The organism is Xenorhabdus beddingii (assembly GCF_002127545.1).
Lineage (GTDB): Bacteria > Pseudomonadota > Gammaproteobacteria > Enterobacterales > Enterobacteriaceae > Xenorhabdus > Xenorhabdus beddingii.
Window position 1 is genome coordinate 140,254 of sequence record NZ_MUBK01000004.1, and the last position, 24,510, is coordinate 164,763.

At 40.9% G+C, this 24,510-nt stretch carries 20 protein-coding genes and 1 pseudogene; 9 read left to right on the top strand and 12 right to left on the bottom strand.

The genetic code is table 11. The features are described 5' to 3' along the window. Positions 1–244: 244 nt before the first annotated feature. From Xbed_RS04155 to Xbed_RS04170, 4 genes are all read right to left on the bottom strand, one after another. Positions 245–1,141 (bottom strand): fimbrial protein, encoded by an 897-nt coding sequence (locus Xbed_RS04155; RefSeq protein WP_086111679.1) that lies wholly within the window; start codon positions 1,139–1,141, stop codon positions 245–247. Positions 1,142–1,153: 12 nt separating this feature from the next. Then, positions 1,154–3,712, bottom strand: a complete 2,559-nt coding sequence (locus Xbed_RS04160) for a fimbria/pilus outer membrane usher protein (RefSeq protein WP_086111680.1) — start codon at positions 3,710–3,712, stop codon at positions 1,154–1,156. A gap of 38 nt (positions 3,713–3,750) precedes the next feature. Further along, on the bottom strand, positions 3,751–4,431 hold the full coding sequence (locus Xbed_RS04165; RefSeq protein WP_086111681.1) for a fimbrial biogenesis chaperone: 681 nt from the start codon (positions 4,429–4,431) through the stop codon (positions 3,751–3,753). A gap of 186 nt (positions 4,432–4,617) precedes the next feature. After that, positions 4,618–5,148 (bottom strand): fimbrial protein, encoded by a 531-nt coding sequence (locus tag Xbed_RS04170; protein WP_086111682.1) that lies wholly within the window; start codon positions 5,146–5,148, stop codon positions 4,618–4,620. A gap of 900 nt (positions 5,149–6,048) precedes the next feature. Here Xbed_RS04170 and Xbed_RS04180 point away from each other — a divergent pair. Continuing rightward, positions 6,049–6,528, top strand: a complete 480-nt coding sequence (locus tag Xbed_RS04180) for an Hcp family type VI secretion system effector (protein WP_086111684.1) — start codon at positions 6,049–6,051, stop codon at positions 6,526–6,528. Positions 6,529–6,560: 32 nt separating this feature from the next. Here Xbed_RS04180 and Xbed_RS04185 read toward each other — a convergent pair whose 3' ends face one another. From Xbed_RS04185 to Xbed_RS04195, 3 genes and pseudogenes are all read right to left on the bottom strand, one after another. Next, positions 6,561–6,962, bottom strand: coding sequence for a DUF1240 domain-containing protein (locus Xbed_RS04185; RefSeq protein WP_167371864.1), 402 nt, complete (start codon positions 6,960–6,962; stop codon positions 6,561–6,563). A 46-nt stretch (positions 6,963–7,008) separates the two neighbouring features. Next, positions 7,009–7,896 carry a hypothetical protein gene (locus Xbed_RS04190; RefSeq protein ID WP_086111686.1) on the bottom strand — a complete coding sequence of 296 codons (888 nt, stop codon included), beginning with the start codon at positions 7,894–7,896 and terminating at the stop codon, positions 7,009–7,011. 359 nt (positions 7,897–8,255) lie between these two features. Beyond that, positions 8,256–8,877: pseudogene (locus Xbed_RS04195) on the bottom strand (chorismate-binding protein); the annotation flags it as partial. Positions 8,878–9,819: 942 nt separating this feature from the next. On the opposite strand from Xbed_RS04195, the gene pgaA reads away from it, so the two are divergent. The 8 genes from pgaA (at position 9,820) to Xbed_RS04240 (ending at position 20,229) form a co-directional block, all read left to right on the top strand. Then, positions 9,820–12,396, top strand: coding sequence for a poly-beta-1,6 N-acetyl-D-glucosamine export porin PgaA (gene pgaA, locus Xbed_RS04200; RefSeq protein WP_208612191.1), 2,577 nt, complete (start codon positions 9,820–9,822; stop codon positions 12,394–12,396). Between the two features lie 10 nt (positions 12,397–12,406). Then, entirely contained in the window at positions 12,407–14,443 is a 2,037-nt protein-coding gene (gene pgaB / locus Xbed_RS04205) for a poly-beta-1,6-N-acetyl-D-glucosamine N-deacetylase PgaB (protein WP_086111687.1), read from the top strand. Further along, the gene (gene pgaC / locus Xbed_RS04210) at positions 14,436–15,767 is read left to right on the top strand and encodes a poly-beta-1,6-N-acetyl-D-glucosamine synthase (RefSeq protein ID WP_086111688.1); all 1,332 of its coding nucleotides are present in this window, start codon (positions 14,436–14,438) and stop codon (positions 15,765–15,767) included. The genes pgaB and pgaC overlap by 8 nt, the downstream gene beginning before the upstream one ends. Continuing rightward, the gene (gene pgaD / locus Xbed_RS04215) at positions 15,764–16,183 is read left to right on the top strand and encodes a poly-beta-1,6-N-acetyl-D-glucosamine biosynthesis protein PgaD (RefSeq protein WP_086111689.1); all 420 of its coding nucleotides are present in this window, start codon (positions 15,764–15,766) and stop codon (positions 16,181–16,183) included. Before pgaC ends, pgaD begins: the two co-directional genes overlap by 4 nt. Before the next feature lie 541 nt (positions 16,184–16,724). Then, positions 16,725–17,171, top strand: a complete 447-nt coding sequence (yfiR, locus tag Xbed_RS04225; RefSeq protein ID WP_244182402.1) for a regulatory sequestration protein YfiR — start codon at positions 16,725–16,727, stop codon at positions 17,169–17,171. Between the two features lie 5 nt (positions 17,172–17,176). Further along, positions 17,177–18,439 carry a diguanylate cyclase DgcN/YfiN gene (gene dgcN, locus Xbed_RS04230; protein WP_086111691.1) on the top strand — a complete coding sequence of 421 codons (1,263 nt, stop codon included), beginning with the start codon at positions 17,177–17,179 and terminating at the stop codon, positions 18,437–18,439. Beyond that, positions 18,436–18,921 (top strand): outer membrane lipoprotein YfiB, encoded by a 486-nt coding sequence (gene yfiB, locus Xbed_RS04235; RefSeq protein WP_086111692.1) that lies wholly within the window; start codon positions 18,436–18,438, stop codon positions 18,919–18,921. The genes dgcN and yfiB overlap by 4 nt, the downstream gene beginning before the upstream one ends. Positions 18,922–19,305: 384 nt before the next feature. Next, a complete protein-coding gene (locus Xbed_RS04240; protein ID WP_244182403.1) occupies positions 19,306–20,229 on the top strand; it encodes a cyclic diguanylate phosphodiesterase in 924 nt (307 codons plus the stop codon). Between the two features lie 166 nt (positions 20,230–20,395). Here Xbed_RS04240 and Xbed_RS04245 read toward each other — a convergent pair whose 3' ends face one another. From Xbed_RS04245 to Xbed_RS04265, 5 genes are all read right to left on the bottom strand, one after another. Next, entirely contained in the window at positions 20,396–21,637 is a 1,242-nt protein-coding gene (locus Xbed_RS04245; RefSeq protein ID WP_086111694.1) for a type II toxin-antitoxin system HipA family toxin, read from the bottom strand. After that, entirely contained in the window at positions 21,630–21,905 is a 276-nt protein-coding gene (locus Xbed_RS04250; RefSeq protein ID WP_086111695.1) for a helix-turn-helix domain-containing protein, read from the bottom strand. The genes Xbed_RS04245 and Xbed_RS04250 overlap by 8 nt, the downstream gene beginning before the upstream one ends. 166 nt (positions 21,906–22,071) lie before the next feature. After that, entirely contained in the window at positions 22,072–22,536 is a 465-nt protein-coding gene (locus Xbed_RS04255; RefSeq protein WP_086111696.1) for a hypothetical protein, read from the bottom strand. A gap of 168 nt (positions 22,537–22,704) precedes the next feature. Further along, positions 22,705–23,127, bottom strand: a complete 423-nt coding sequence (locus tag Xbed_RS04260) for a DUF943 family protein (RefSeq protein ID WP_086111697.1) — start codon at positions 23,125–23,127, stop codon at positions 22,705–22,707. A gap of 2 nt (positions 23,128–23,129) precedes the next feature. After that, positions 23,130–24,344: a PAAR domain-containing protein gene (locus tag Xbed_RS04265; RefSeq protein ID WP_208612192.1), complete on the bottom strand. Its 1,215-nt coding sequence runs from the start codon at positions 24,342–24,344 to the stop codon at positions 23,130–23,132. Positions 24,345–24,510 lie beyond the last annotated feature (166 nt).

Genomic DNA, 24,510 nt, shown 5'->3' on the forward strand with positions numbered 1-24,510 from the left:
GTTTTTTCAAAGAAACGTCTTTTCAAAGAATAGTGCCGATAAATTAAGAAGTATTATATAAGTATTTTTTCATCATAATGCCTGTAAAAACAATTTCCTTATCTTAGTTCAAGGAATTGCCATTTAATGGGCAACAAAACGGGGGAATTTTTACGCCCAAAAATCCCCAAAGGTGAAATGACGTGATAGAAAAATAAACCAGCCACAAAAAATAGATTATGGCTGATCATAGGATTGAAGGGATTTAAGGATAAACGATATTCAATGTTGCCGTGGCATTAGCCTTGCCAGCCGTAATGTGAGCAGCGGTCTGGATATAACGCGCTTTGAACGGAACAGAATATATTCCATTCATACTACTGCCGGGTTTGACTGATGAATTGAAGATAACCGGCTGATCTTGATACAGAACCTGAAGGCCAATTCCATCCGCTGAATGGCTATCCTGATCAAGCCCCAGTACATCATCCGCCTTGCCCGGAATAATCGGATTCAACACTAACTCAATGGGGACATGGGTATTGCAGGCCAAATCGATCTCGAAATGACGCTCTCCCGCCGTGCTATTCACCCCAGAAAACTGTGAGCTTCCTATTTTGCCCATTGGAATACGAATATTCTTTTCTTGTAGGGAACAAGTGGGGGTAATAAAGTGTATTTCACTGAGAGAATAAGAATATAGGGTCGTTCCTGCCAGACGCGCCGTTATCACACCCTGTTTTATCCTACCCGAACCCGTTGCAGATTTTGTTTTCACAAACTCAATCTTCATCTCATTATTCTGGTCATTGATCCGAATGCCTATACCGGATATCCCGGAGTCATAAATTTTCCCACTGGCATTCATTGCACTAAGGGAATACCCCGTGAATTCCCATTCTATCCGTTGCGAACCATCACAGTGGAATTTATCCATGTTCATTTGCTTGATGGGATAAGCGTCAATGACTTCACCCACTTTAATGTCTCGATTCACTAAAAATCGACCGGCATTAACGGAGAATTTCTGCGTGATATGCCTATTGTCGAAACGACAAGGATCGGCATGACCGTAAGCGCTCATTGATAGAAGAATCAGCATACAGCCAGCCAATAATAATCGATATTTTTTATGCGTGCTAAACATATGGGTAATAAACATATGAACCTGATCCTATTTGCAATTCATATCCAAGGTATAGACACCGGACTGAGGTTTCTCTTTCGGCAAGGTGTAATTGACCGTACAGCTTTTGGCCTCTAAGGATCCCCATTTGACCCGCAACCTGCCACTATCGGGCAATGCCGTGAGATAAACCTGCCCTTCATTACTGACAATCGCACGGTTATTTTGATCAAACCCGTTTTTATCCGGCGCATTTGATTGATCCCGTGTGACCTTCGCCCCGAAAGGGACTGGCTTGCCACGATGCATCAAATACATCAATACCCTATTTCCCATTCGAGCCTGAAAGTTAGCCAGAACGAGGGCACCTTTTGTTGGTACAACGGATTGTGTATTCACATCAATATCAACATCATCGGCAAATGATTGGGGTTCCAGTGCCACTCGGTTTTTACGATAACTGCTGACATGCGGCACAATCGCATAGCCGTTCCAATCTGTGGCAACCGCCGTATTGTTGGCAATTTTGATGCCTTTTGCGCCTTCGGCCCGAACCAATACCGCAGTTTCACCCAACTCTTGTGATAAGGTCAGGCCATAGGGATGAACGGCAACACCCCCACTCACTCCGTAATTTAGCTGTTTGCTATGGCGTTGCTGTTTGCTATGGTGTTGATAGTTATAGCCAGCATTAATTCGGCCATAAGTTCCTTTATACTCCCCATGAATATTCCCACTCCCGCCTTCTCCTTGATTGGCGTAGCTCTGCTGCAAACTGTAGAACAGGTTATGATCTTCAAGTGCTGTACCGTTCAGGCTGACTTGATGGGACATTCTGTCGTTCCTATTGAGATTGGCACTATAACTGGCCCAGCTATTTTTCAGCCAACGATCAAGAGGAACATGAATACTGAATGCGAGGATTTGATCATGCACATCGGAATGTGGACGCAAGTGATAGGAATAATTCAGTCCATAATTGATCCCCCAATGACTAAGGTCATAAGACGCATTGAGAGAGCGTTCTCGCCCCTTTTCTTTCCAATAATCCTGCTGCAATGCTGTTATATAGAAGCCACCAAAATCCCCCAATGTTTGATGAAGTTGCAACTGCAACTTACTTTTGGGATTAAAATGCGCAAATAATCGGTGGGTATCACTAGAACGATTGGCCTCGCCAAAAGCATAAAATCCTGCCGTTGAAGAGCGATAACCGGTCAATGTCAAATGCGTTCCCGTCTGCGAAAAATCTTTCTCATACCGCAGGCGGTAAGATTGCCCGGGGGATTTTTTCCTTGATGGCAATTCAGCGCTGGCATGGCTAGCATCAAATGAGAACGAGCCAAGATGGCCCAAATCCACACCAGAGCCGACTAAAACAGATTGATAATCAGAGGATACAATTGTACCGCCATAAAACGTAAACTTATTGTGGAAACCATAAGTCAACGTACCCTGAGAAAAATAAGGCGTCCGACTGTGACTGCTGGCAGAGCGATAACGCCCCATCGCCAACGAATACCTGACGTTTCCTTCCCGTAACATAATGGGCGCGGTGGCAAATGCCTGAGTAAATTTACGTTCCCGGCCATCAGCTTCTTTGATGATAATGTCCAAATCACCACTGGAAATCGTGGGATAGAGATCGCTAATTTCAAATGCTCCGGGAGCCACATAAGTCTGATAAATGACATAACCATTCTGCTTGATGGTCACCTGCGCATTACTCAGGGCAATACCACGGACAAGAGGGGCAAAACCTTTCTGGCTATCCGGCAACATATTTTCATCAGATGTCAGTAAAAGCCCACGAAATTCAATATTATCGAACAGAACACCAGAGGTGAAACTGTCACCAAGGGTCAATTGCCCCTTAAGGGGATGAATATCGCGCTGCAAATAGGTGCTCAGGCTTTTCCAGCGTTGGTTTTGATCAGAATAAATGGCATTATTGCGTAAGCGCCAGGCGTGCCAATTAACACCTGATCTTAAATTCAGATAATTATTCCGGGTTGGATTATGTTGATCCTGCCAATTTGTCGATCCACTATAGCTATAATTCATCAACAATGTCGTTAGTCCCTGATCCCACAACTCAGGAGAAACATCATCTCTGGAACGATAATGCAACGCAGCTTGAGGAATACTGATATGCAGTTGCTGACGGTTAAAATCAAAATCTGTGCCGGAAGACGGAATATATTTACCGATATCGGTAATCACTGTTTCAGGGGCTAATCCGGCTAATTCAGGGAAAGCATCCATCTTAATGCCCATCTCTTTCCATTGTTTGAGTGTGATTTTTGGCTGCAACCGTCCGTCTTGCAAAATAAATTCAATATTGCCTTTACTCACCTCTTTTTTATTTAAATAAATATCCACCCAGTAAATACCCGGTGGTTGAAGACCCTCTTGAAAAAGAGCAAGGTCAATATCATCCGGTAAATCGCCCCCCACTTGCAAAGCATGGATATTAAATTTATGCTCTGCATACGCGGTTAAATAACAAAGAAAATTCCCTGCTATAATCAACATGGAAATTAAAAATTTATCATTCCGGCCACGATATACTACGCTTGCAGGATTATGTTTGGTGTTCTTTGACATATTTAATTTTCTGACAATATGATGAGATCATTAATAAATTAAAGATCAGTGAGCTCTGCCTTAGTGACACCGCCATAATCATTGATCACTTCCCAACTTACTGTTTTGGCATTTTTAGATGGCAAAGGCCAACTTGATTGGCTAAAAGGCTTAATCATTCCGGCATGTCTAATATCATGGTTATCGACACGCAGAGATGAAAGAGAGATAAAATAAGGCGTAGGATTTTCGGCAACCAATAAACCATTTTCCTGTTTGAACTTGATTTCCTTATAAGCCGTTGCCGCCTTTTCTTTCAATGCCCCCGGGCGATGAAACAATTTTAGCCGTGAATTGACAACAATCTGTAACTGGTTTACAGCGGGATCGGAATTATCTGTTTCAGGAATCGATTTGACATTAAGCCAAAATACCGATTCTCTATCCATCGGTAATTCATTGCCAACTTTAACAATACGTAAAATATTTTCATTATTTGCCGGAAGTGTAAATAGAGGCGGTGTCACAGCAAAAGGAGTTTTTGTTTTATCGTTCTCATCTTGAATCCAGCTTTGAATCAAATAAGTCGTTTCTTTTTCAGGATTATTAATAGATATAGACACTTCTTTCTTATCGCTTAGATAAATAATTCGGGTTCCCCCCACAACAACACCCGCCACGGCAATATTACAACAAAAAAAACACACAAAAGCATAAAAAAACAAACGGTAATACGACACGATCTTTTCTCCGCCCAATCATGATGGGTCATATTCAATTGAATAACCAGGCATCCTTGCCAGGTTTTATGCCCTTATACCCGTCGTCTTTCACGTCGCCGATTTATTGGCAGCCTCTTAAGATCCATAGGGTATATACTGCAAACTGAAATTCAGTGGATATATCATATTCAGAGTGCCGAATAATTAATTATAAACCACCGTAAAGTTAGTCACTGCATTAGCAGAGCCAGGGCCTACTTTTTCTTTAGTCGCCACATACTTGGCAAGGAAATTTAATTCTTGACCAGCACCTTTATGCAGAAGGTTATTTTCAGAATCTCCCGCTATAGAAACACGAGTCTGAGTATCAGCCTCATAAATACCAATAGCGACACCAGATGCAGCATTATCTATTTTAGTCAAAGCTAAAAGTTCTCTATTATCACTATCACTTGGGCCATCAAACTTAATAGCGATATTGTTCTGTTTCATCTCTTCAGGGCAATCAACCAATTTAATCTGGAAGCGTGTTGGTGCAGCAGTATCATTTACCTTTTTAAATGCATCTGCACTCACTACGCCCATAATAACGTTTTGATTAGCAGAATCGCCATGAACCTTACAAGCATTCTGTATTACTTCCCCTGAAAAATTAATTGTCCCATCTGCCGCATTTGCAGTTGCGGCAAAGAATGAAGATACAAAAAGAGAAGAAATAAGCAGCTTAGATTTCATTTAAATTAAACCCCATTAGTCAATATACAAAAACATTCCTTCGACTGGTTACAGACGATATGGAAATAAGTTCACCTACTTGATAGACAGTTTTAATGCCATACATCATGCATCTACAGCCATTGTCTTTCATCCAAATAAAGCCGGCTTGTATCCCCCTACGTGGCCTGTTGTAAGGTTCGTTCGCACATTTCGGATAAGACGAGATCATAATAGCGGCTATATGATATAGATCAACATAATTATCTAATTTAAATATAAAGTTAGAATTTTATTCTGCATTTTTCCTAAATGTTTACTGAATGACATTATGTATAGATGAAATCAATGAATATCGTGCTAAAAATTCAGTAATTTAAAGATAATATATAATTAGCAAACTAATGATTACTATCATTCTATAAATTTTGACTATGGTTTCTTTCACTAAGGTAAATAATTTACTAAGTTATATTTAATATAGGAAATAAGATGCTCTATTTCTTTATTTATTTGTTTAGATTCAATTAGATAAAACAAAACCCAAAGAGCATGGCGAATAAAAACCCACCAATCAATTGATTTGAAAATAAGCAAAAATAAATTTATGAGGTTATTATCCACCATATAATTTATTTCTTGATTTATTAAACCGGTCATTGCAATAACAAAAGAAACCAAATTTTTTCAGTAAAAATTGGGTTTTACTTGATTAAAATAGACTCAAAATTTGTTATTGTGCCAAGGCGAGATGGTTTTTTCTTTTCAAGACTTAAAAATGACAACCAACAAAAAGGAGCTTAAGAAGATCTTTTTTGCCTTGACGTAACCATCAAAAATTTTTCTAATGTGTTAGGTTATACCTTTCCCCAAATTCAACACTGGGTTTGGATAATTCGAAAAACTAAAAGGGTAACTTTTATGTCATATATGATTTACTTATCCTTAAATGGTAAGAAGCAAGGCCTTATATCAGCCGGCTGTTCTACTCTCGATTCGATAGGTAATCGGTATCAAAAAGGTCATGAAGATCAAATACAGGTACTCAGCTTAAACCACTCTATGTCCCGTCAACAAAATGTTAGCCATAGCCCTATACAATTTATCAAACCCATAGATAAATCATCTCCTTTGTTATCCATGGCAATAGATTCTAATGAGTCATTGAGCGGTGCATTTATTTTCTACAGAACAAGTCAGATAGGACAATTAGAACTTTTTTATGAAGTCAAAATCACAGAATCAACTATCGCAGATATTTCCTGTGTCTACCCACATTCTATAAATGATCATGATATGATGCCATACGAAAAGGTTGTACTAAATTACAAATCCATAACATGGAATCATATAACGGCAGGGACATCTGCCTATAGTATATGGGAAGACAGAGTTTACTAAAAAAAATAGCTAAGCATATGTATAATATATGCTTAGCGACACGTTTTTGGATATTTCACATATTTATTTGGTGCACCAACGGATAATCTGTCACAAACAACATATCCTTCCCGTTTCAACTTTGCATCCACATACCAAGAAATTGGGAAACCTAAAAAGGAAAAAACTAAAAAAATGATAAAAAGGATCTTGACCAAATCATTATTCAGCCTCATAGTTTTTGAGGTAATACTATAATAAAAAGCACATGATAACATATATAATAAAAATGGCGTACCGGATAAAATAGCGATGGTTTTCCAAGAAAAACTTATTTCTTTTCCTCCATTCAAAATTGATGAAATATCTTCAAAAATAAATACATCACAAAATATCAAAGCTAAAATCAAAGAAAAAGAACCTATTATAACAATACGTCTATCTTTGTTATCCATACTAATCTCCTTACCTTTAGGATAAAAAATCATTAAAATAAAATCACTATTTTAACTTTATTTCTTGACAAGGATAACCAAATGGTTGAATACAGTGTCTTGGATGCTTAGCGGCCATTTGATCCATTTTTCGCAAATGTTCTATCAGAGATTTACTTAACTCATATTTATTATCAAGATAATATAATAGAGAGCCAACCAAAATACCGACCCCAACAGCTACACCAGCTACAAGAAGTGCATAACTACCCGCAGTTAAAACCATTCCAGCAATAGCTGTAACTACAATACCAGCCAAAACGCCAACGGCTGTTTTGGCTGCATCCATGGTGATATCTCCATAAAAATTGTAAATATCATATTCATCTCTAAACGCAAATTCTAATAATCTATAAGCTGCTGCAACAAAAACAACTTTCCTGGCTCCACTGATGACACCATTTCTCATGCCTTGTGTGCCTATACCTATGTCTATTACTTTCCAATTATTCACACTATATTTAGCCGCAGTTAAAAATTTTCTAACCCCTGTTCGGCCGGTTAGCTTTATGCTTCTATTTCCATACCTATCAACAAACTCAGTCACTTTCACGCTGAAATTACTACTGAGTTCTTTTGCTAGGTTTGCAAAGCCTTTGACATCAATGATATTTCCTGTAAATGATGTGACAGTATCTAAACATAAAAAACCAGCCTCTTTCCATGATGAATGAGGGTTAGGGCCACACATATTTTTTACAAAATGGATAGCTTCTTCAATTGTTAATAAGACATAAAGATCTTCATTGTCATTTAATTCTTTTTGAAGTTCACTTTGAAGTTCAGAATATCTTCTCTCTCTTATTAATTTGCTATCACTTAAAGGTACTAATGTTCCATTTTCAAAACTTACAGAACCATCCATAAACTCCCTTTCAAATTCCCTTCTACTCATTTCAGCCTCACCTTAATCAAAATAAAACATTTAATGGGTTAATTTTCATATTCTATTTTCAATACTCAAGAATAAGAAATAAGGATAGTATACTAAATCAGCGATAACAATTGAGAGAGAACACCATCAAAAACCCCCATTCTCATTGCTTACAAAATATAACATCTTTATATGAAAAACAACCAGTTAAGTTACATAAAACAACCATTCAAAGCAATAATGACGCTTTTATAAAGAATAATTGTAACCTAGTGGAAGTTTATTTATTCCTAACCCAAAAGAACAGAAATAAGTCATTCAGCCTGGTGATTCATCAACACGGGTAACATCTGATTACCCGTCTGTTTGTTTTTGCCTTTCTATCCATCCACCCCATTGACCAATAATGTCCGTAACCCAGCGGCTTTATTTTCTATTTCGATCCATTCCTGATCTGGTTCAGAACCCGCAACAATCCCTGCCCCGGCATAGAGCGACAGTAAATTGTCATCAATATGCGCACAGCGCAGCGAAACGGCAAATTCACTCTGATCCAAACATAAATACCCCGCGAATATGCCTACGCAGATGCTGCACTTTCCTCAGGCGGATCACATCAGGCGGAGCGACATCCACCGAAACAACCCCGCCTTGCAAACGTTGGCAAATATCATCAACCACAATCAGGTTTTCATGCTGGTTCTTTTGATCTTCCAACAACCATTGCGCCCATTCAGGTGTCGAAGCAAGGAAAGCATGATTGGCACTAAACGCCAGTATGAAATGATAACAATGATGATTGACGCCTCGACTGGCAGCCATCAATTGTGCGGCCGGCAATGGCGAATTCAGCGTCAGCTCGGTTTTTCGTGCAATGACAACTTTTTCCATTTTATTCTTAGTGATGGCATCCAGTGCCTGTCGCAGCAAAAGATCCCACTGGCTACATTCAGGCTGATGTTTTGTCCCTAAAATAGCCGCCTGTAGGGGCGGAATAGGTTGACTTATCCCACGCATTCAGCCCCCACAGCCGCATTTGTGGAAATGGGGGATGCTGCTGGAGAAATTTATCAGCATCAACAATAGTACTGAACAAGCGAATTTGCCCATGACGTTTCCGGCACTAAGATACACGCATACATCAGCGATAATATCGGCAATTTGATTCACATCTTTACCCATTAACAACATGATAAAGAAAAAAATTATACGAACCATAAAAAATTGTGAAAGCACTTATTATTTGTGAGGTTTTTTTTGACCATGACTTGTCCGCCTAAAAAGGCGGGTAAAAAGTATAATATTAATCAATAGAATTGGCCCAATATTATAATCCAGTATATAACATTCATAAAAACAGCATTTAATTCCACAGAATAAGCCTCAAAAGACGAGCAAACCAGATTTAAACACAAAAATAAAAGCAATGAACTTAACCTTACTTATTTATTTTTTACTGAAAAAAACAAATCAAAAACAACATTAACCCAACGGTAACAAAACTTTTTCCAATAGCAGGATTATAGAAAACAAAGTTAACAAAATTATCCATTGCTAACGACACGATAAAAACAATGAAAAACATTTACTCTTATCAAAAATATTTTTTGTTGAAATAATAAAAATACGCTGAATTCATTTATTTCTATTTTGAATAGTCATATGAAAAAACCATAAAACCCATTGATATTAAAGCGAAAATAAAAATAACATATCAATAAAATAATCTATATATACTGTTTTATATGGGAATAATGCCCTACAAAAATCAAATGCAGACTATTATTTACTGAAAACTTACCGTTGATCTTAATTCACGCAATACGTATTATTCTGCCTCTTCAAAAATGAAGAAATCAAAAATTCACCCTAATTTAAATTTAATATCATTCCGTCTGGCTCTGCTACTTGTAAGATCAATTGGCAGTACAAAAAGGGGATAGCGTGTCATATCTTTATTCTCGGCCGATAGGCTATCATAGATATCGGTATAAGCTGTTGTCGTTATTTATATCACTAAGTTGTCTAATAACAACGGAATCTGCACAAGCAGATTACGATGCTTTAATTCAACAAGCCAGAAATGGTCATACCCTCCCCATGCTTGAATATATTCGTCAGGAAGAACAACGACAGCCTCTTTCTTCCTCACAAGTTACTGATTGGTTACAAGTTGCAAGCTGGGCTGGACAGGACGAAGAAGTTATTTCTCTCTGGCTACGTTATCGTTCAATGGCTATTCCCGTCAGAGGCATTACGGCTGTTGCACGGGCTTACCGCAATCAACGCCAATGGTCACCGGCGATTCAGCTATGGCGTACAGCCTTGGCTGCCGACAAACAAAACAGTGATATAAAAGCCGGGCTGATTATGACACTTGCGGATGCCAAACAGGACAAAGAAGCCCGACGTCTGGCAAAGGATTTACTGGCGAGTCAGCCCAATCCAGCCAATTACCGTTTGATGGCCTATGTTGATCAAACCGCCGGCCGTGCATGGGATGCCATGCAAATGCTTTCTATCGCTCATGACCGGTTTCCCGACAATAGCGCAGTCACGCAGGACTATCTATTCAGCTTGAAAAATAATCGGGTCAGTGATCCCGCCTGGCGTTTGGCACAGCAACACTCAGCCCGATCAACCGATGAGCCATTGTTAACCGACGAACCATTGTTAACCGATGAACAATGGCGCAAGTTGGAAACCGACGCAGCCGCAGAGCTGGTTCGCTTGTCGATCATCCCCAATCGCAGCGAAAAAGAACGGTTTGATCTCGCTGATAGGGCACTGGCACGCTACGAGATGATGCTCAGTCAATGGCGTTCTTTGCCTGATGCCCGCCAGGATTACCAACGGGCCAGAATTGATCGCCTTGGCGCTTTACTTGCCCGCCATCGGATGCAGGAAGTGATCGATGAATATCAGGCGTTGCAAAAACAAGCCGAAAGCAAAGAAGGCGTGAATATCCCGGCATATGCACAAAAATGGGCGGCTTCCGCCTATCTGAATTTACGCCAGCCCAACAAAGCACGGGAGATTTTGCGTGCCTTGAATTATCCCAAAAGCGATCATCTCAAGAACCCTTCCCCAAATTCCCCCAATAGGAATATTCCGGTGTTGAGTAATCCCTCTTTGCCCCATATCCCCCCGGAAGATGACATTATTCTTTTTTATGCGGATGCAGAAAGCGAACATCTGGACGATGCACAGCAGCTTGCTGCCCATGTAAAACAACGCAATGCTTATAAGGTCAATGTTTTTGGTTCTCCTCTTCCTGTGCCTAATGATGACTGGCTACAAGGGCAGCAATTTTTGGCTGAATCAGCACAATTGCGTGAAGATTTTCCAGAGGCCGAAAAACGCTTCACCCATTTAGCCCGCACCGCGCCCGGCAATCAAAAATTGCGGATTGATTTGTCCGCCATTTGGCTGGATCGCGGCTGGCCCCGTCGTGCAGAAAGTGAGCTGAAACAGATTGAGGGATTGGAGCCACGCGATTTGTCTCTGGAAATCCAACAGGGCTATACCGCCCTCGCTTTGCAGGAGTGGCACCAGATGGATTTGCTGGCTGATGATGTGATTACCCGCGCCCCCGAAAATATGCCGGCCAAACGTTTTAATCGCCTGCGCAATGTGCACCACATGTCAGAATTACGCATCAGGTTCAATCAGGGCATGGATTCGGATAGCCCGAAAAGCGGTAAACACAGTTCAGATATTGATGCGGTACTTTATAGCCCACCGATTGATGATCACTGGCGTTTATTGGTCGGTAGTGCGTACAATCGCGGCCAATTTTCAGAAGGGCAAGGTTTGCACCGGGATTTGCGCGCGGGTGTGGAATGGCGTTCCCGCGATCTTTGGCTAGCAGGAGAAATGTCTGCACATGACTACCGCCATGGCCACAAAATGGGCTTGCGTATTGCAGGATGGCATGATTTAAATGACCAATGGCGTCTGGGCGGATCAGCAGAACGTCTTGCCCGTAACACTCCCCTGCACGCATTGAGTCATAATATTCACGCCCATGGCGGGCAAATTTATACCCGCTGGAGAGACAACGAGCGCAGCCAATGGACCGCGCGTTTTGCCCCTTCATTTTTTTCTGACGGCAATCATCGGCTTGAATACGGCATCGACGGCCTTCAGCGTCTGTACACCCAACCTTACCTGAAACTTGATGCGACGTTGGAACTCAGTTCCACCCAAAATAGCCGTCATCAGGATACAGCTTATTTCAATCCCAAAAGTGATTTTACGCTCCTGCCTGAATTGGAAGCCGATCACATTATCTATCGGCATTATCAAACGGTCTGGAGCCAGCAATTTGTGGCCGGTGTGGGGCAATATTGGCAGCAGAATTATGGCAATGGCCTGATCACCATGGTGGGATATGGTCAGCGCATTAAATGGAATGATGTCATTGATGCCGGAATAAGGGTCACGCTGGATAAACGCCCTTACGACGGTGAACGGGAAAGTCATCTGCAAGCTGCTTTTGATTTAGTCTATCGCTTCTAAAGGATTTCTTATGATACATAACATTTTTCGCCATGGGTTGATGATATCGGCACTGTTGGTTAGCCTGCTCATTCCCCAACTCCGCATGCTGGCACACGCAGAAAAACCTGACTTCGTTCCACCAGCGCAACGCCCTCTTGCCATGAATGAGCGTCCCTGGCCGCAAAATGGTTTCGTTGTTCTGGCTTACCATGATGTTGAAGATGATGGTGCTGACCAACGTTTTATGTCAGTCCGTACCAGCGCCTTGAATGACCAGTTTGCATGGTTGCGGGAAAATGGCTATCAGCCGGTGACGGTCGATCAAATCCTCACGGCCAACCAAGGCGGAACCCCTTTGCCTCCCAAGGCAGTATTGCTGACTTTCGATGATGGCTACAGTAGTTTCTACCATCGGGTCTTTCCTTTGCTTAAAGCCTATCATTGGCCGGCAATTCTGGCTCCTGTTGGCATCTGGGTTGATGCCCCCGATGGAAAACCCGTCAATTTTGGTGGCTTGATGATGCCACGGGAACGTTTCACCACCTGGGAACAAGTGGCTGAAATGTCCCGTTCGGGTTTAGTGGAAATAGGTTCCCACACTTATCAGCATCATTATGGTGCCATCGGGAATCCACAAGGGAATACGGAGCCTGCCGCCGCCATTCGTATTTATGATCCGAAAACAGGCCAATATGAGAGTGATCAGGCTTTTCGCCAACGGATGGAAAAAGATGTCGCCATGATTACTCAAAGGATCGTGTCCGCCACCGGCAAACAGCCCCGCGTTTGGGTCTGGCCTTATGGCATGGATAGCGGTGTGACACTGGAGATAGCCAAACGTCATGGCTACAGGATGGCACTCACACTGGATGATGGGCTGGCGAACGTCAATAACCTTGATAACGTTCCACGGATATTGCTCACCAATAATCCCTCCCTGAAAGAATTTGCCGAGCAGGTCATTCGAGTGCAAAACAAACCGATCCTGCGCATTGCCCATATTGATCTGGACTATGTCTATGACCCTGACCCGGTTCAACAGGCAAGTAATCTCGACGAACTCGTGCAGCGCATTGCCGATCTGCGCGTCAATACCGTTTTCCTGCAAGCCTTTGCCGATCCGAAAGGCGATGGCAATGTGCGTGAGCTTTATTTCCCCAACCGCTGGCTGCCCATGCGGGCGGATTTATTTAACCGCGTTTCCTGGCAACTCCACAGTCGATTGAACATTAAGGTTTACGCATGGATGCCCGTTCTGGCATTTGAGCTGGAGCCTTCACTCCCGCGCGTGATGAGTTATGACGAAAGTCATAACACGCTGTTTGTGAACCCGACACAATACCGTCGCCTGTCTCCTTATAACGCAGAAAACCGCCGGAAGATCAAAGAGATTTATCAAGACTTGGCAGCCCATACCATTTTTCAGGGAATTCTGTATCACGATGATGCCGTCATGTCTGATTTTGAAGATGCCGGCCCGGATGCGATAAAAGCCTATCAAGCCGCCGGTTTGCCTGCATCTATCACAGCCATTCGCCAAAATCCTGACCAATTCGCCCGTTGGACACGTTTCAAAAGCCAGTACCTGATTGACTTTACCCATGAGCTGACACAGGAGCTTAAGTCAGTACGGGGTTATCAGATTAAAACTGCACGTAATATTTTTGCCCTGCCAATACTGGAACCTGACAGTGAAGAGTGGTTTGCCCAGAATCTGGATGATTTCCTCACTCATTACGATTGGGTCGCGCCGATGGCGATGCCATTGATGGAAAATGTACCGCTATCAAAAAGTCATCAGTGGCTGTCCCGCCTGGTGAAAATCATTGCACAACGCCCACAGGCATTGGATAAAACGGTCTTTGAACTCCAATCCGTCGATTGGCGCAAACCGATGGAGACAAGAGCGATCCCCGGATATCAATTAGCTGAATGGATGCGCCAATTACAACTCAATGGTGCTCAGAGTTTTGGTTATTACCCTGATGATTTCCTCAATAATCAACCAGAAATGAATGAAATTCGTCCTGTTCTTTCCCCTGAATGGTATCCACTTAATGATTGATCGTATTCTTGCTTTTATCGTGCTCTGCCTTGTCCTGAGCATTCCCCTTGGCATCGCCGTCGCTTTTACCGGTGAAGTCATGCTGAACTTTGTCTTTTTTTGGCCATTGTTCATGTCAGCCATTTGGATCTCAGGGGGCATCTATTTTTGGTTTTATCGGGAAAGGCATTGGAAACGCTGTGATGAAGAAGCGCCACAGCTTAATGGCAATCCCCTGATTTCCATTTTAATCCCCTGCTATAACGAAGGACCCAATGTTCGCGAAACATTACTGGCAGCATTAAATCAGCGCTATCCCAATATTGAAGTCATCGCCATCAATGATGGTTCAAATGACAGTACCGCTGATGAACTCAATGCCATGGCAAAACAGCACCCGGCCTTAAGAGTGATACACCTGAAACAGAATCAAGGAAAAGCGACGGCGCTTCAGGCGGGTGCGGCTGCCGCTAAAAGTGATTATCTGGTCTGCATTGACGGCGATGCCCTGCTGGATCACGATGCCGCCGTTTGGCTGGTCAAGCCCATGATTGATCATCCCCGGGTGGGTGCAGTCACGGGCAATCCCCGTGTTCGCACGCGCTCAACGTTAGTCGGACGTGTGCAGGTTGGAGAATTCTCCTCCATCATTGGCCTGATTAAACGCACCCAACGGGTTTATGGTCAGGTATTTACTGTTTCTGGTGTCGTCGCTGCCTTTAACCGCAGGGCGCTGGCTGACGTTAGTTACTGGAGCAATGATATGATCACGGAAGACATTGATATCAGTTGGAAACTCCAATTGCACCATTGGTCTATCTTTTTCGAACCGCGTGCCATCTGCTGGATCTTGATGCCTGAAACGCTAAAGGGATTATGGAAACAGCGATTACGCTGGGCACAAGGTGGAGCCGAAGTTTTCCTGAAAAACCTACGTAAATTGTGGTCATGGGAATATCGCCGCATGTGGGTGTTATTTGTAGAATTCTGCTGTTCGGTTATTTGGTCATTTACGTTTGCCCTTTCTATCATTTTATTTTTAATCGGTATGCTCTTCACATTACCGGAAAATATTCGCGTCTATACGTTGTTTCCACCCGGATATACGGGATTGGTGCTGGCAGTCACCTGCCTGATTCAGTTTACTGTCAGCTTGGTGATTGAACGACGCTATGAGAAACACGTTGCATCATCACTTTTCTGGATAATTTGGTATCCGATGGTCTATTGGATGCTAAGTCTATTTACGACACTGGTATCGTTCCCCAAAGTGATGCTCATGGTACGCAGAAAACGTGCCCGCTGGGAAAGCCCTGATCGGGGAATAGAGAGGATCGAACCATGAAAAATCCACTGATTTTTACCGAACAAAGATTAACACCCCGCCTGATGGATATTTTGCTGACCATTTTGGCCTGGGTTGGTTTCGTCTATTTATTCACCATCGGATTATTTACTTCTTCTCATCATGGCCCCAGACCTTTTGCTTCAGTATTCACGTTAGAGCTAGGGTCAATTGTTCTTTATATCGTCATTGCGATATTCAATGCATTGTTGCTAATTGGCTGGGCCAAATACAATCAACGACGATTTAGAGTAGAACGCCGCCATCATCGTCCCGTACTCACTCAGACGGAAGTGGCGCAAAGTTTTATTCTGGAACAGAAATTATTAGATGTCTTAAGGCAAAGCAAAGTTTCCAGTATCACTTATGACAATCATGGACATATAATAGGTATCGATGAAAACTCATCAACATAGAGATAGCAATCTATTAATTACACACTGATATTATGTTTCATGGTTATCAATCCAACGCCAAATAACCGCATTGGGTGAGTAATAGATTTCACCGCCTATCTCAACCGGTGCCACTATACCCAAAATAATTCGAGTTGCATCGCGGCGGCAAGGGAGCAAGTCCCCGGGAGCATAGATAACTATGTGACCGGGGTGAGTGAGCGTAGCCAACAAAGAGGCAGCTTGAAGTATGACGGGTATAATACCCAATGGGATAGGCTCTGACTGGGTAAATACTTTATCAACTTCAACACTATTATTTACACTATATGAAAGGCGAATACTGGAAATCGTTATGCAAATGATTGAAAGGAATCATCATCTTTGTAAACGCACTGTTTGTGAGCATGTTGTTTTAAAACGTATCTTTTTAAAACGCATCTTTTTAAAACGTATTGTTTTTAAACGCATTGTTTTTAAACGTTGTGTTTCCAGATTATTTATACAGGTACTGACGACCTTGTTTTTCATCAACGTAATGTGTAATCCAACAGCAGTGGCCATGCCTGATACCCATGAAAATGTTGCACGGGTCGTCTCCGGGATCATCAGTTATACACATTGGCCTGCCACACCGACTGCCCTGCGTTTATGTTTGGTGCCCCCATCCAATTACATTAGTGTATTAACCCACACAAATGTGATTTCTGACCACACAGAATTACAAGTCGAGAGCCTGAATTTCAACGTAGAACAATTAATAAAAAGATGTGACATTATTTACTATGGTCAAGTCGCCCCACAGCTCCAACATCAGGTCATTAACCAGAAAAATGACAAACCCCTGCTTACGATTGCTGAAAATAATCCGGGATGTGAGATCGGCAGCGCATTTTGCCTCAACATTGACAGCACTCAGGCAACGTTCAGCCTCAACCTTGATATTTTGACGCGTAGTGGTGTACGCGTAAATCCGAATGTCCTGCAATTGGCACGCAAGGTGGAATAATCCGTATGAAAAAGCGTTATTCACTGATGCCATCACGCCCTACCCTACGTCAGGCTTTTCACAAGATCCACCTGATTATTACATTTACCATCTTATCCGTGGTGGGCTTGTTCCTGTCTCTATTGGCATTGCTTGCCATGCAAAAATATGCCGAAAATAACCTGAAACTGATCTCCACAACCATCGCACATACTGCACAAGCGGCCGTGGTCTTTCAGGATCAGACTGCCGCAAAAGAGATATTGGAAATGATTGCGGTTCATGATGGTTTCACCGAAGCCAAGATTTTTGATGCTAAACAGCAAGTATTAGCCCATTGGCAGGTCAATCAGGAAACCCGAACGGGCAATTTGAAAAAATTGGTCGAACGTTGGTTGTTTCCAGAGCCTCTCACCCTGCCAATCTACCATCACCAGCAAAAAGTAGGATCAGTCTGGTTAATTGGTAACAGTGACCATATTATCCAATTTATTTATCAGGCTCTGTTAGTGCTGTTTGTCTGCCTGCTGTTCAGTGCCGTGATATCCCTCTATCTTTCCCTGCGTATGCACGATGGGATTGTCAGGGCCTTGCAAAACATTACGGTCGTCGCCCATGACGTCCGCCAGCGACGGGCGTTTTCACGGCGGGTTCCTTCTGCCCATATCGCTGAACTGCATGAGTTAAGCCAAGTTTTCAATCACCTGCTTGAAGAGCTGGAAGAGTGGCAACACCACCTGCAAACAGAGAAAGCCGTTTTAACCTGGCAGGCACAACACGATTCCCTGACGGGCTTGCCAAACCGAGCAACCTTTGAGCGGGTACTTTCAACCGTCATGAATGATAAATTCATGCGCGAAAGTGCCGCTATATTGTTTATCGATGGCAACCGACTGAAATATGTCAACGATGTCTATGGTCATGCTGCCGGTGATCACGTTCTTGTCACGATTGCGGCCACGTTAAAAAGAAGAGTCAGAAAAACAGATACCGTCGCCCGGCTTGGCGGGGATGAATTTGCCATCTTACTCCCTTCCGCCAATCTGGGAGATGCAGAACGTGTCGCAAAAAATATCATCCACGCCATGGATACTCCCATTCTTCTTCCCAACGGCCAACACTTACGCATCACGCTGAGTATTGGTATCGCCCTATCCAACGGTGACCTAACGGCAGAACAACTCCTGTCAGAAGCTGACGCTGCCATGTACCACATCAAACAACGGGGTGGAGGCTGGTATGCCGCTGATACAACAAAACTAAACTATCTATCAAGGAACTCATCATGAGTAAAAATCGTTTTTTTATAGTGACTTGTGCATTTATTTTTACCCTTTTCCTCAGTGCTTGCCAGAACAACGGTAGACTGACAGCAGCACAAATCACCGCACTGAAACAACAGGGATTTAAACAAACGGATGAAGGCTGGTTATTTGGCATATCAGAAAAAGTGCTGTTTGGTAATAACCAGTTTCACCTGCGTCCAGAAGGCGAAACAAAACTAAAAGAACTGGCGAGTGTTTTATCCAAAGTTGGCATCCATCACGCACGTCTTGATGGTCATACCGACAACTATGGGGAAGTGAGTTACAACCATCAATTATCGCTTAAACGTGCTAACACCGTTGCAGACACCTTGACCCAGGGCGGCATGCTTCGGGCTAACCTGACAACCCGTGGATTGGGGCCAAGTCAGCCTATCGCGGATAACCGCAGCTCAAAAGGCCGGGCAGAAAACCGTCGGGTAGCCATTGTGATCACAGCCCCCTAATCACAACACGGCAAGGTCAACAAAATGCATCCAATGCGGCACCCTCTGTTATGAATGAACTGATAACATGTTGATATATAAATAATCCCTCTGCCACGGATGGCAGCAATATTTTGTCTATGTTGATCTTCTTCACTCATGATAAAATTTTTTGCCCAAATTCTGACATATCACCAGATAGCTATTTCCTGTCTCTAATTTCTTCCTGTAACATAGCCAGCATTATTTTTTTCAAAGAAAGAGCCTCTTTTTTTGTAATCAATAAGTTAACAAAATTTTACACATTTGGATAACAAGACTATTGTTGAATAAACGCTTTATCAAAAAGGAGAAATGATGGGGCCTAATCTGAAATCATCCCGATCCCTGTATCGGATGTTCGTGATGTTATTCGTCACCATCACTGTCAGCACCGGATTTATATTCTGGAGATTATTTTCCAATTATCAGGATAATATACAAGCAGATGTGGAATTAGAGAGGGGGTTTATTTTACTCTCCCTGCTGACTCTTTTATCTGCGATATTCTGCTATAAATACACCAAAACTATAACTCTCCCAGAATATCGTTTGAAAAAAGCGATTAAAAATAAGCAATTCATCCCCTATATACAGCCGATTATTGCAAGCAGAAACAACGAGATAATCGGATGTGAAATTCTTGTCCGCTGGCAGCACCCTGTTCACGGGATACTGACGCCAAATAAATTTATTGCCCAAATTGAAAAATCAGCACTTATTATTCCCTTAACGCATCACTTAATTACCCAAGTTCAAAATTACTTCGCGCCGATTGCCCATCGATTACCCAAGCATTTCCATTTTAATTTCAATATTAGTGCGAGGCATTATAAAACCGCTCATTTGGTTGATGATTGCCAGAATTTTCTTAAAGCATTTCCGGAAGATTCCGTCAGATTAATTTTGGAAATTACCGAGCGGGAATTATTAGAACCAGACGAACATATTATGGGTCTGTTCAATAAGTTGGATGAGTTAGGAGTATTAATTGCACTGGACGACTTCGGCACAGGTTATTCCAATTACAACTATTTACAAAAATTTAATGTTAACTTAGTGAAAATTGGCCATAACTTTGTCAGTAAAATGAATACTGATATGATTTCTAAACATATTGTGGAAAATATTATTGACCTTGCCCTGAGACTGGATTTGGAAATTGTGGCAGAAGGCATTGAAGATCAGAAGCAGGTCAATCAGCTAAAAAACTATTCTGTCGATTACTTGCAGGGATATTACTTTGACCGTCCAATCCCCTTGGACGAGTTTGTGAAGAAATGGTTGTAATGGGCATTTTCCCAGCCAGAACATTTGAAATGACTTGAGGATAGCCAAATCTGAAATACTGTCTGTTTGGATTTGGCAAAGGTTTCCCTCATATTTCCAGCATCAACAATACTGTTACTATAATAACAATTATTGGCTTTTTTCAGTCATTATTGACACTATAGTGTCATATTTTTAACTCTGACCATTTTTGCTGCATATGCTGATCAATGGTAGTCGCTAATGATTTATCGATCCCCAACTCATTGGCCATTGATTGAAAACGACGAGTCTCATCGTAAATCTCCGCAAGCATATTTTTCAAAGGAGCAGTACGGTAAAACCCTGCCTGTTCAGCTAATTTCTCCAATGCTACTGCGGTAATCACTTTGCCATTACCGTTAAATGAAGTCATATGTTCACTATAAGGTGACGGCATATATACCACATCATAAAATGGAGAAAGCCGCCAGTTATCAGCATCATCAGCCAAATAAGCAAAATTTTTGGCATGATCATCTTGGTTAACAGTAAGATAGTTAAACAAAGCACGTTTCACCAGTTTTTGGGCTTCTTTTACACCGCACAGGCGCCTGGTGACTTTAACCAAATCAATATAATCCAAAGAAGGCTCCCTGAATGGCGCATCAAGCAGCCCACTGGCTGAAATCATGTGGTAACGTCCCTGTGCCGAACAATCAAACCGAGTTTGCTGTAGCCAAACGCGCCCATTTCCCGCGTCAAATAACCCGAAATCAGGCACTTCAATTCCCACATTTCCGGCCATTTTCATATAAGCATATTCAACAAGACTTTCTGAATGCTTCAAATAAAACCGATCAGAAGTCAATTTAATGATCAACTTTTCTCCAACAGCATCATCGCGGGTTGAAAATCGACCATCAACACATTTTGTCACATTAAGTTTAGGCCGGGCACCACCGGAACCACTGGCATCCATAAGGGTGTTAAGAAAATCAGATCCCGTACCCTCAAACTCTTTAACGGCTTCTTTGCCAAGCGTAATGAGATCGATATCTCTCTCATTAATATCAGAAAAGGACATGATAGGCTCATAGTAAAGCGCACCGGAGCATCGTTCACCCATATAAGCCAACCGTTCTAAGGCGGTCACCATTTTTGGATTATAGCCATTTGTGCGAAACACCCGATCCATTAAATACAGTCCCCAACCATCCGGCAAACTGTCACCAAAAACCCCATGCAACCCATAATGAGGTTCTTTGGGCGCCTTTTGTAATGAAATATCCGCCTTAAGCAAAAACGGAGAGAGTGATTTTTGATGAATTGCAAGATATGAATCATCATATTGAAAATAAACGCCCTCTTTATTCTCCGCCAATTGCCCTACCAGCATATTGCTGCCATCAGAAAATTTCCTTTTAACATTCAATGGGGTATTAAGCATTTTTCAGTACCTCAGCAATCGTGGTTGGCTCGCGCTGACGTTCTTTAGTGAGATCATGCAATGGATGTAACTCATCTATCGCTTCCAATAACATAAGAAACTGTCGCAATGAAATGTTACCTGTACGCTCAAATTTCCTAATGGTGCTATATGGCACGCCAGAGCGATTGGCAAAGTCTTCGACGGAGACTTTTTGTTGTTTACGTTGTCGCTTAATAAAGTCTTTTAATTCATGCTGTACATCAGCGGCGGTGTAGAGAGAAAACATGGGAATAACCTCCTGTCACTATTGTAACAATAATACAGTAATTATAACCCAATATTGTCATAATAATGACAGTATTTAGATAAATAGCAACTTGGGTAATGAAAACAGTGCTACCAGCAAAGCGGGTAACCTGAAAGACGATGGGTATAGGTAACTCAGTCAGAAATCAAATATAATATATTGTTTTATTTGATATTTTAGATTGCCCCTGTTCATTCAATACGATGGGTAATTTATGCAAAAATACATAACCATTATGCTGAAACTCAATCAGCACTTGATTTGAAGGAGAGATAAAAAAGGTATCGCCATCAAAAAAACAACTGGAATTCACTTTAGAATAATTTCCAACAAAATCATCAATGTTATTAACATCCATTAAATAGACGTTATCTTTTGTATAAGAATCTTCATTAACGATAAAGGTATCACTGGAAAGATATTTTTTGAAATTGATCAGCGCTAATATTTCAGCGTCATTCCTTCGGCCACAACCCTCTATCTTTCTTAAAAACTCAAACCGGCCTTCTTGTGAAAAACCGACATAGTTCAATAAGATCAGCTCTCCGCCAATAATAGGGTGCAATATCAAATCAGCTTTATCCATTGTGTACTTTTTATAGCTATCCATACTATGTACCTTTTGTTTTTCAACAACACTGACTTAACAATACATAAAATAACAAAACTTTTACGGTTTGTTTAAAGGTATTTTTTGGCTTTATTTATACTCATAGAATTAACACTTACAGAATAATAAATTTTAACTACTCAATCTGAAACCCATCAAAATTACACATCATCTAAAATGATATTTTAGCCCTAAATTTTTAGACATTGAGACTTCGAAAACAAATCTTTTTTCAACACAATTAGCTTTTGTATTTATATCATCAAAACAAAGAAGATCTGAATCTTCATCTGTTCCATTATCAACCTTATATCCATTTCCTATATCAACAAAGATAATTTCATAATTTCCATCATAAGCTGGTTGAAAAACATCATATTTTTCTTTTAGCATCTCTTTATTTCTATTCCACCAATGAACCTTCCCCCAATTTGTTAAAGGAAAGTTTTTCACTAAAACAATACGATATCCACTTCCAGGGGTCATACTATGGACATTAATTATTTCTACTGATCTTAACAAGACATAAAAAATGTAGATAATAACAAGAGAAAAAAATAATAGGAATCTTATTTTATTAAAAGTTTTCATTATTATTTTTCCCCTTCTATAACTATCATTACATTCATGTCAGTAATGAATGGTTTAAATTTTAACTTTTCCCATCTCTGTAAAACAAACCAAATCCTAAAGATGCGAAATTGTTTATAAACCACATTTAAAACATCATTATCATCAAGACCAAAATGGTCTTGGACATGGTATTCCACCGTTGCCCTAAATTTATTACCAGAAACTTCTAGTGCTTTTAAAGTAATATGAGTAGACCAAGTATCATGCACTGAAATAACTAGTCCATTAATTCGGTCAACCCAACCATTAAATTTTGGTAAAACAGACGTCTTAACTGCATCGTTCAGTGCATTTATTTTATTTTCTGGATAAATACTATTTTTCCAATCAATATTTCTTTTCAAAGCATCTTTTATTTTTAACAATGTGCTATTTTCATTAGAATCATCATTTAATATTTGTTCTTTCAATGCCTTATTCAACAAATGGTTTATAAAAACTTTACCTTCACCATTCTGCATATGAGTAATTAAATCGCGAACCAATCCTTTATATTCACCCCAAAAAGAATATATATCAGACAAACCTCTAAATTCATCGAAAAGTATATTAGTCATTTCTTCAAAACTAATTCTCTCTTCATTTTTAATTTTAGCTGGATAATATCCTCCTACCCATTTAGAATATTTTACATTTTTGTAAACACTTACATATGCAGATACATCAGTCAACCCGTAAACTTCTTTTAGCTCTTGTTCAGTCAAATCTCCACATTTCATATCATCAGCTTCATAATCATCCATTTTTCTCTTAGTTTTGAAGATAACATGAGGTAGAGTTAGTGGTTTAAATTCATTTTTTTCATCTGACTGTGCATTCTGATTTGAATTATATTTATCAGTAGCATTTTCTTTATAATCATTCTTATTTATTTCTTTTTCAGTATGGTCCATAGTTGATTTACCTGCCAAAAAAAACTCTTTTTTATAACTATCAGGAATAGAATGAATCAACTTTGAATTACAGGGACATGTACTGTAACTATCTAATGTTCCTGCCAATTTAATTTTTTTATCTAAGAAAGAACTAACACCACCTGTAATTGAGTATGTTCCAGAATATCTACCACAAGTCACAGTAGAACCTTCAAGTGCCGCTTGTTTTCCATAAAATTTAATGTTGCTGGTTCCGGTTAAGATTGCACCACCACACGTTGTTTTATCTCCGACTGTCAAAAAATTTCCCTTCGCCATTTGATTTTCTCTCGCGTTAAAGTCAATTTGTAGTGAAATAACCAATCACATTTTAATTCAATATCTAAATATTTTAGTTATTCCTCCCATTTTATAGCGCATTTATTGTACATCCTGTTTACCGACAGTATCAACCCAAGTAATCTCT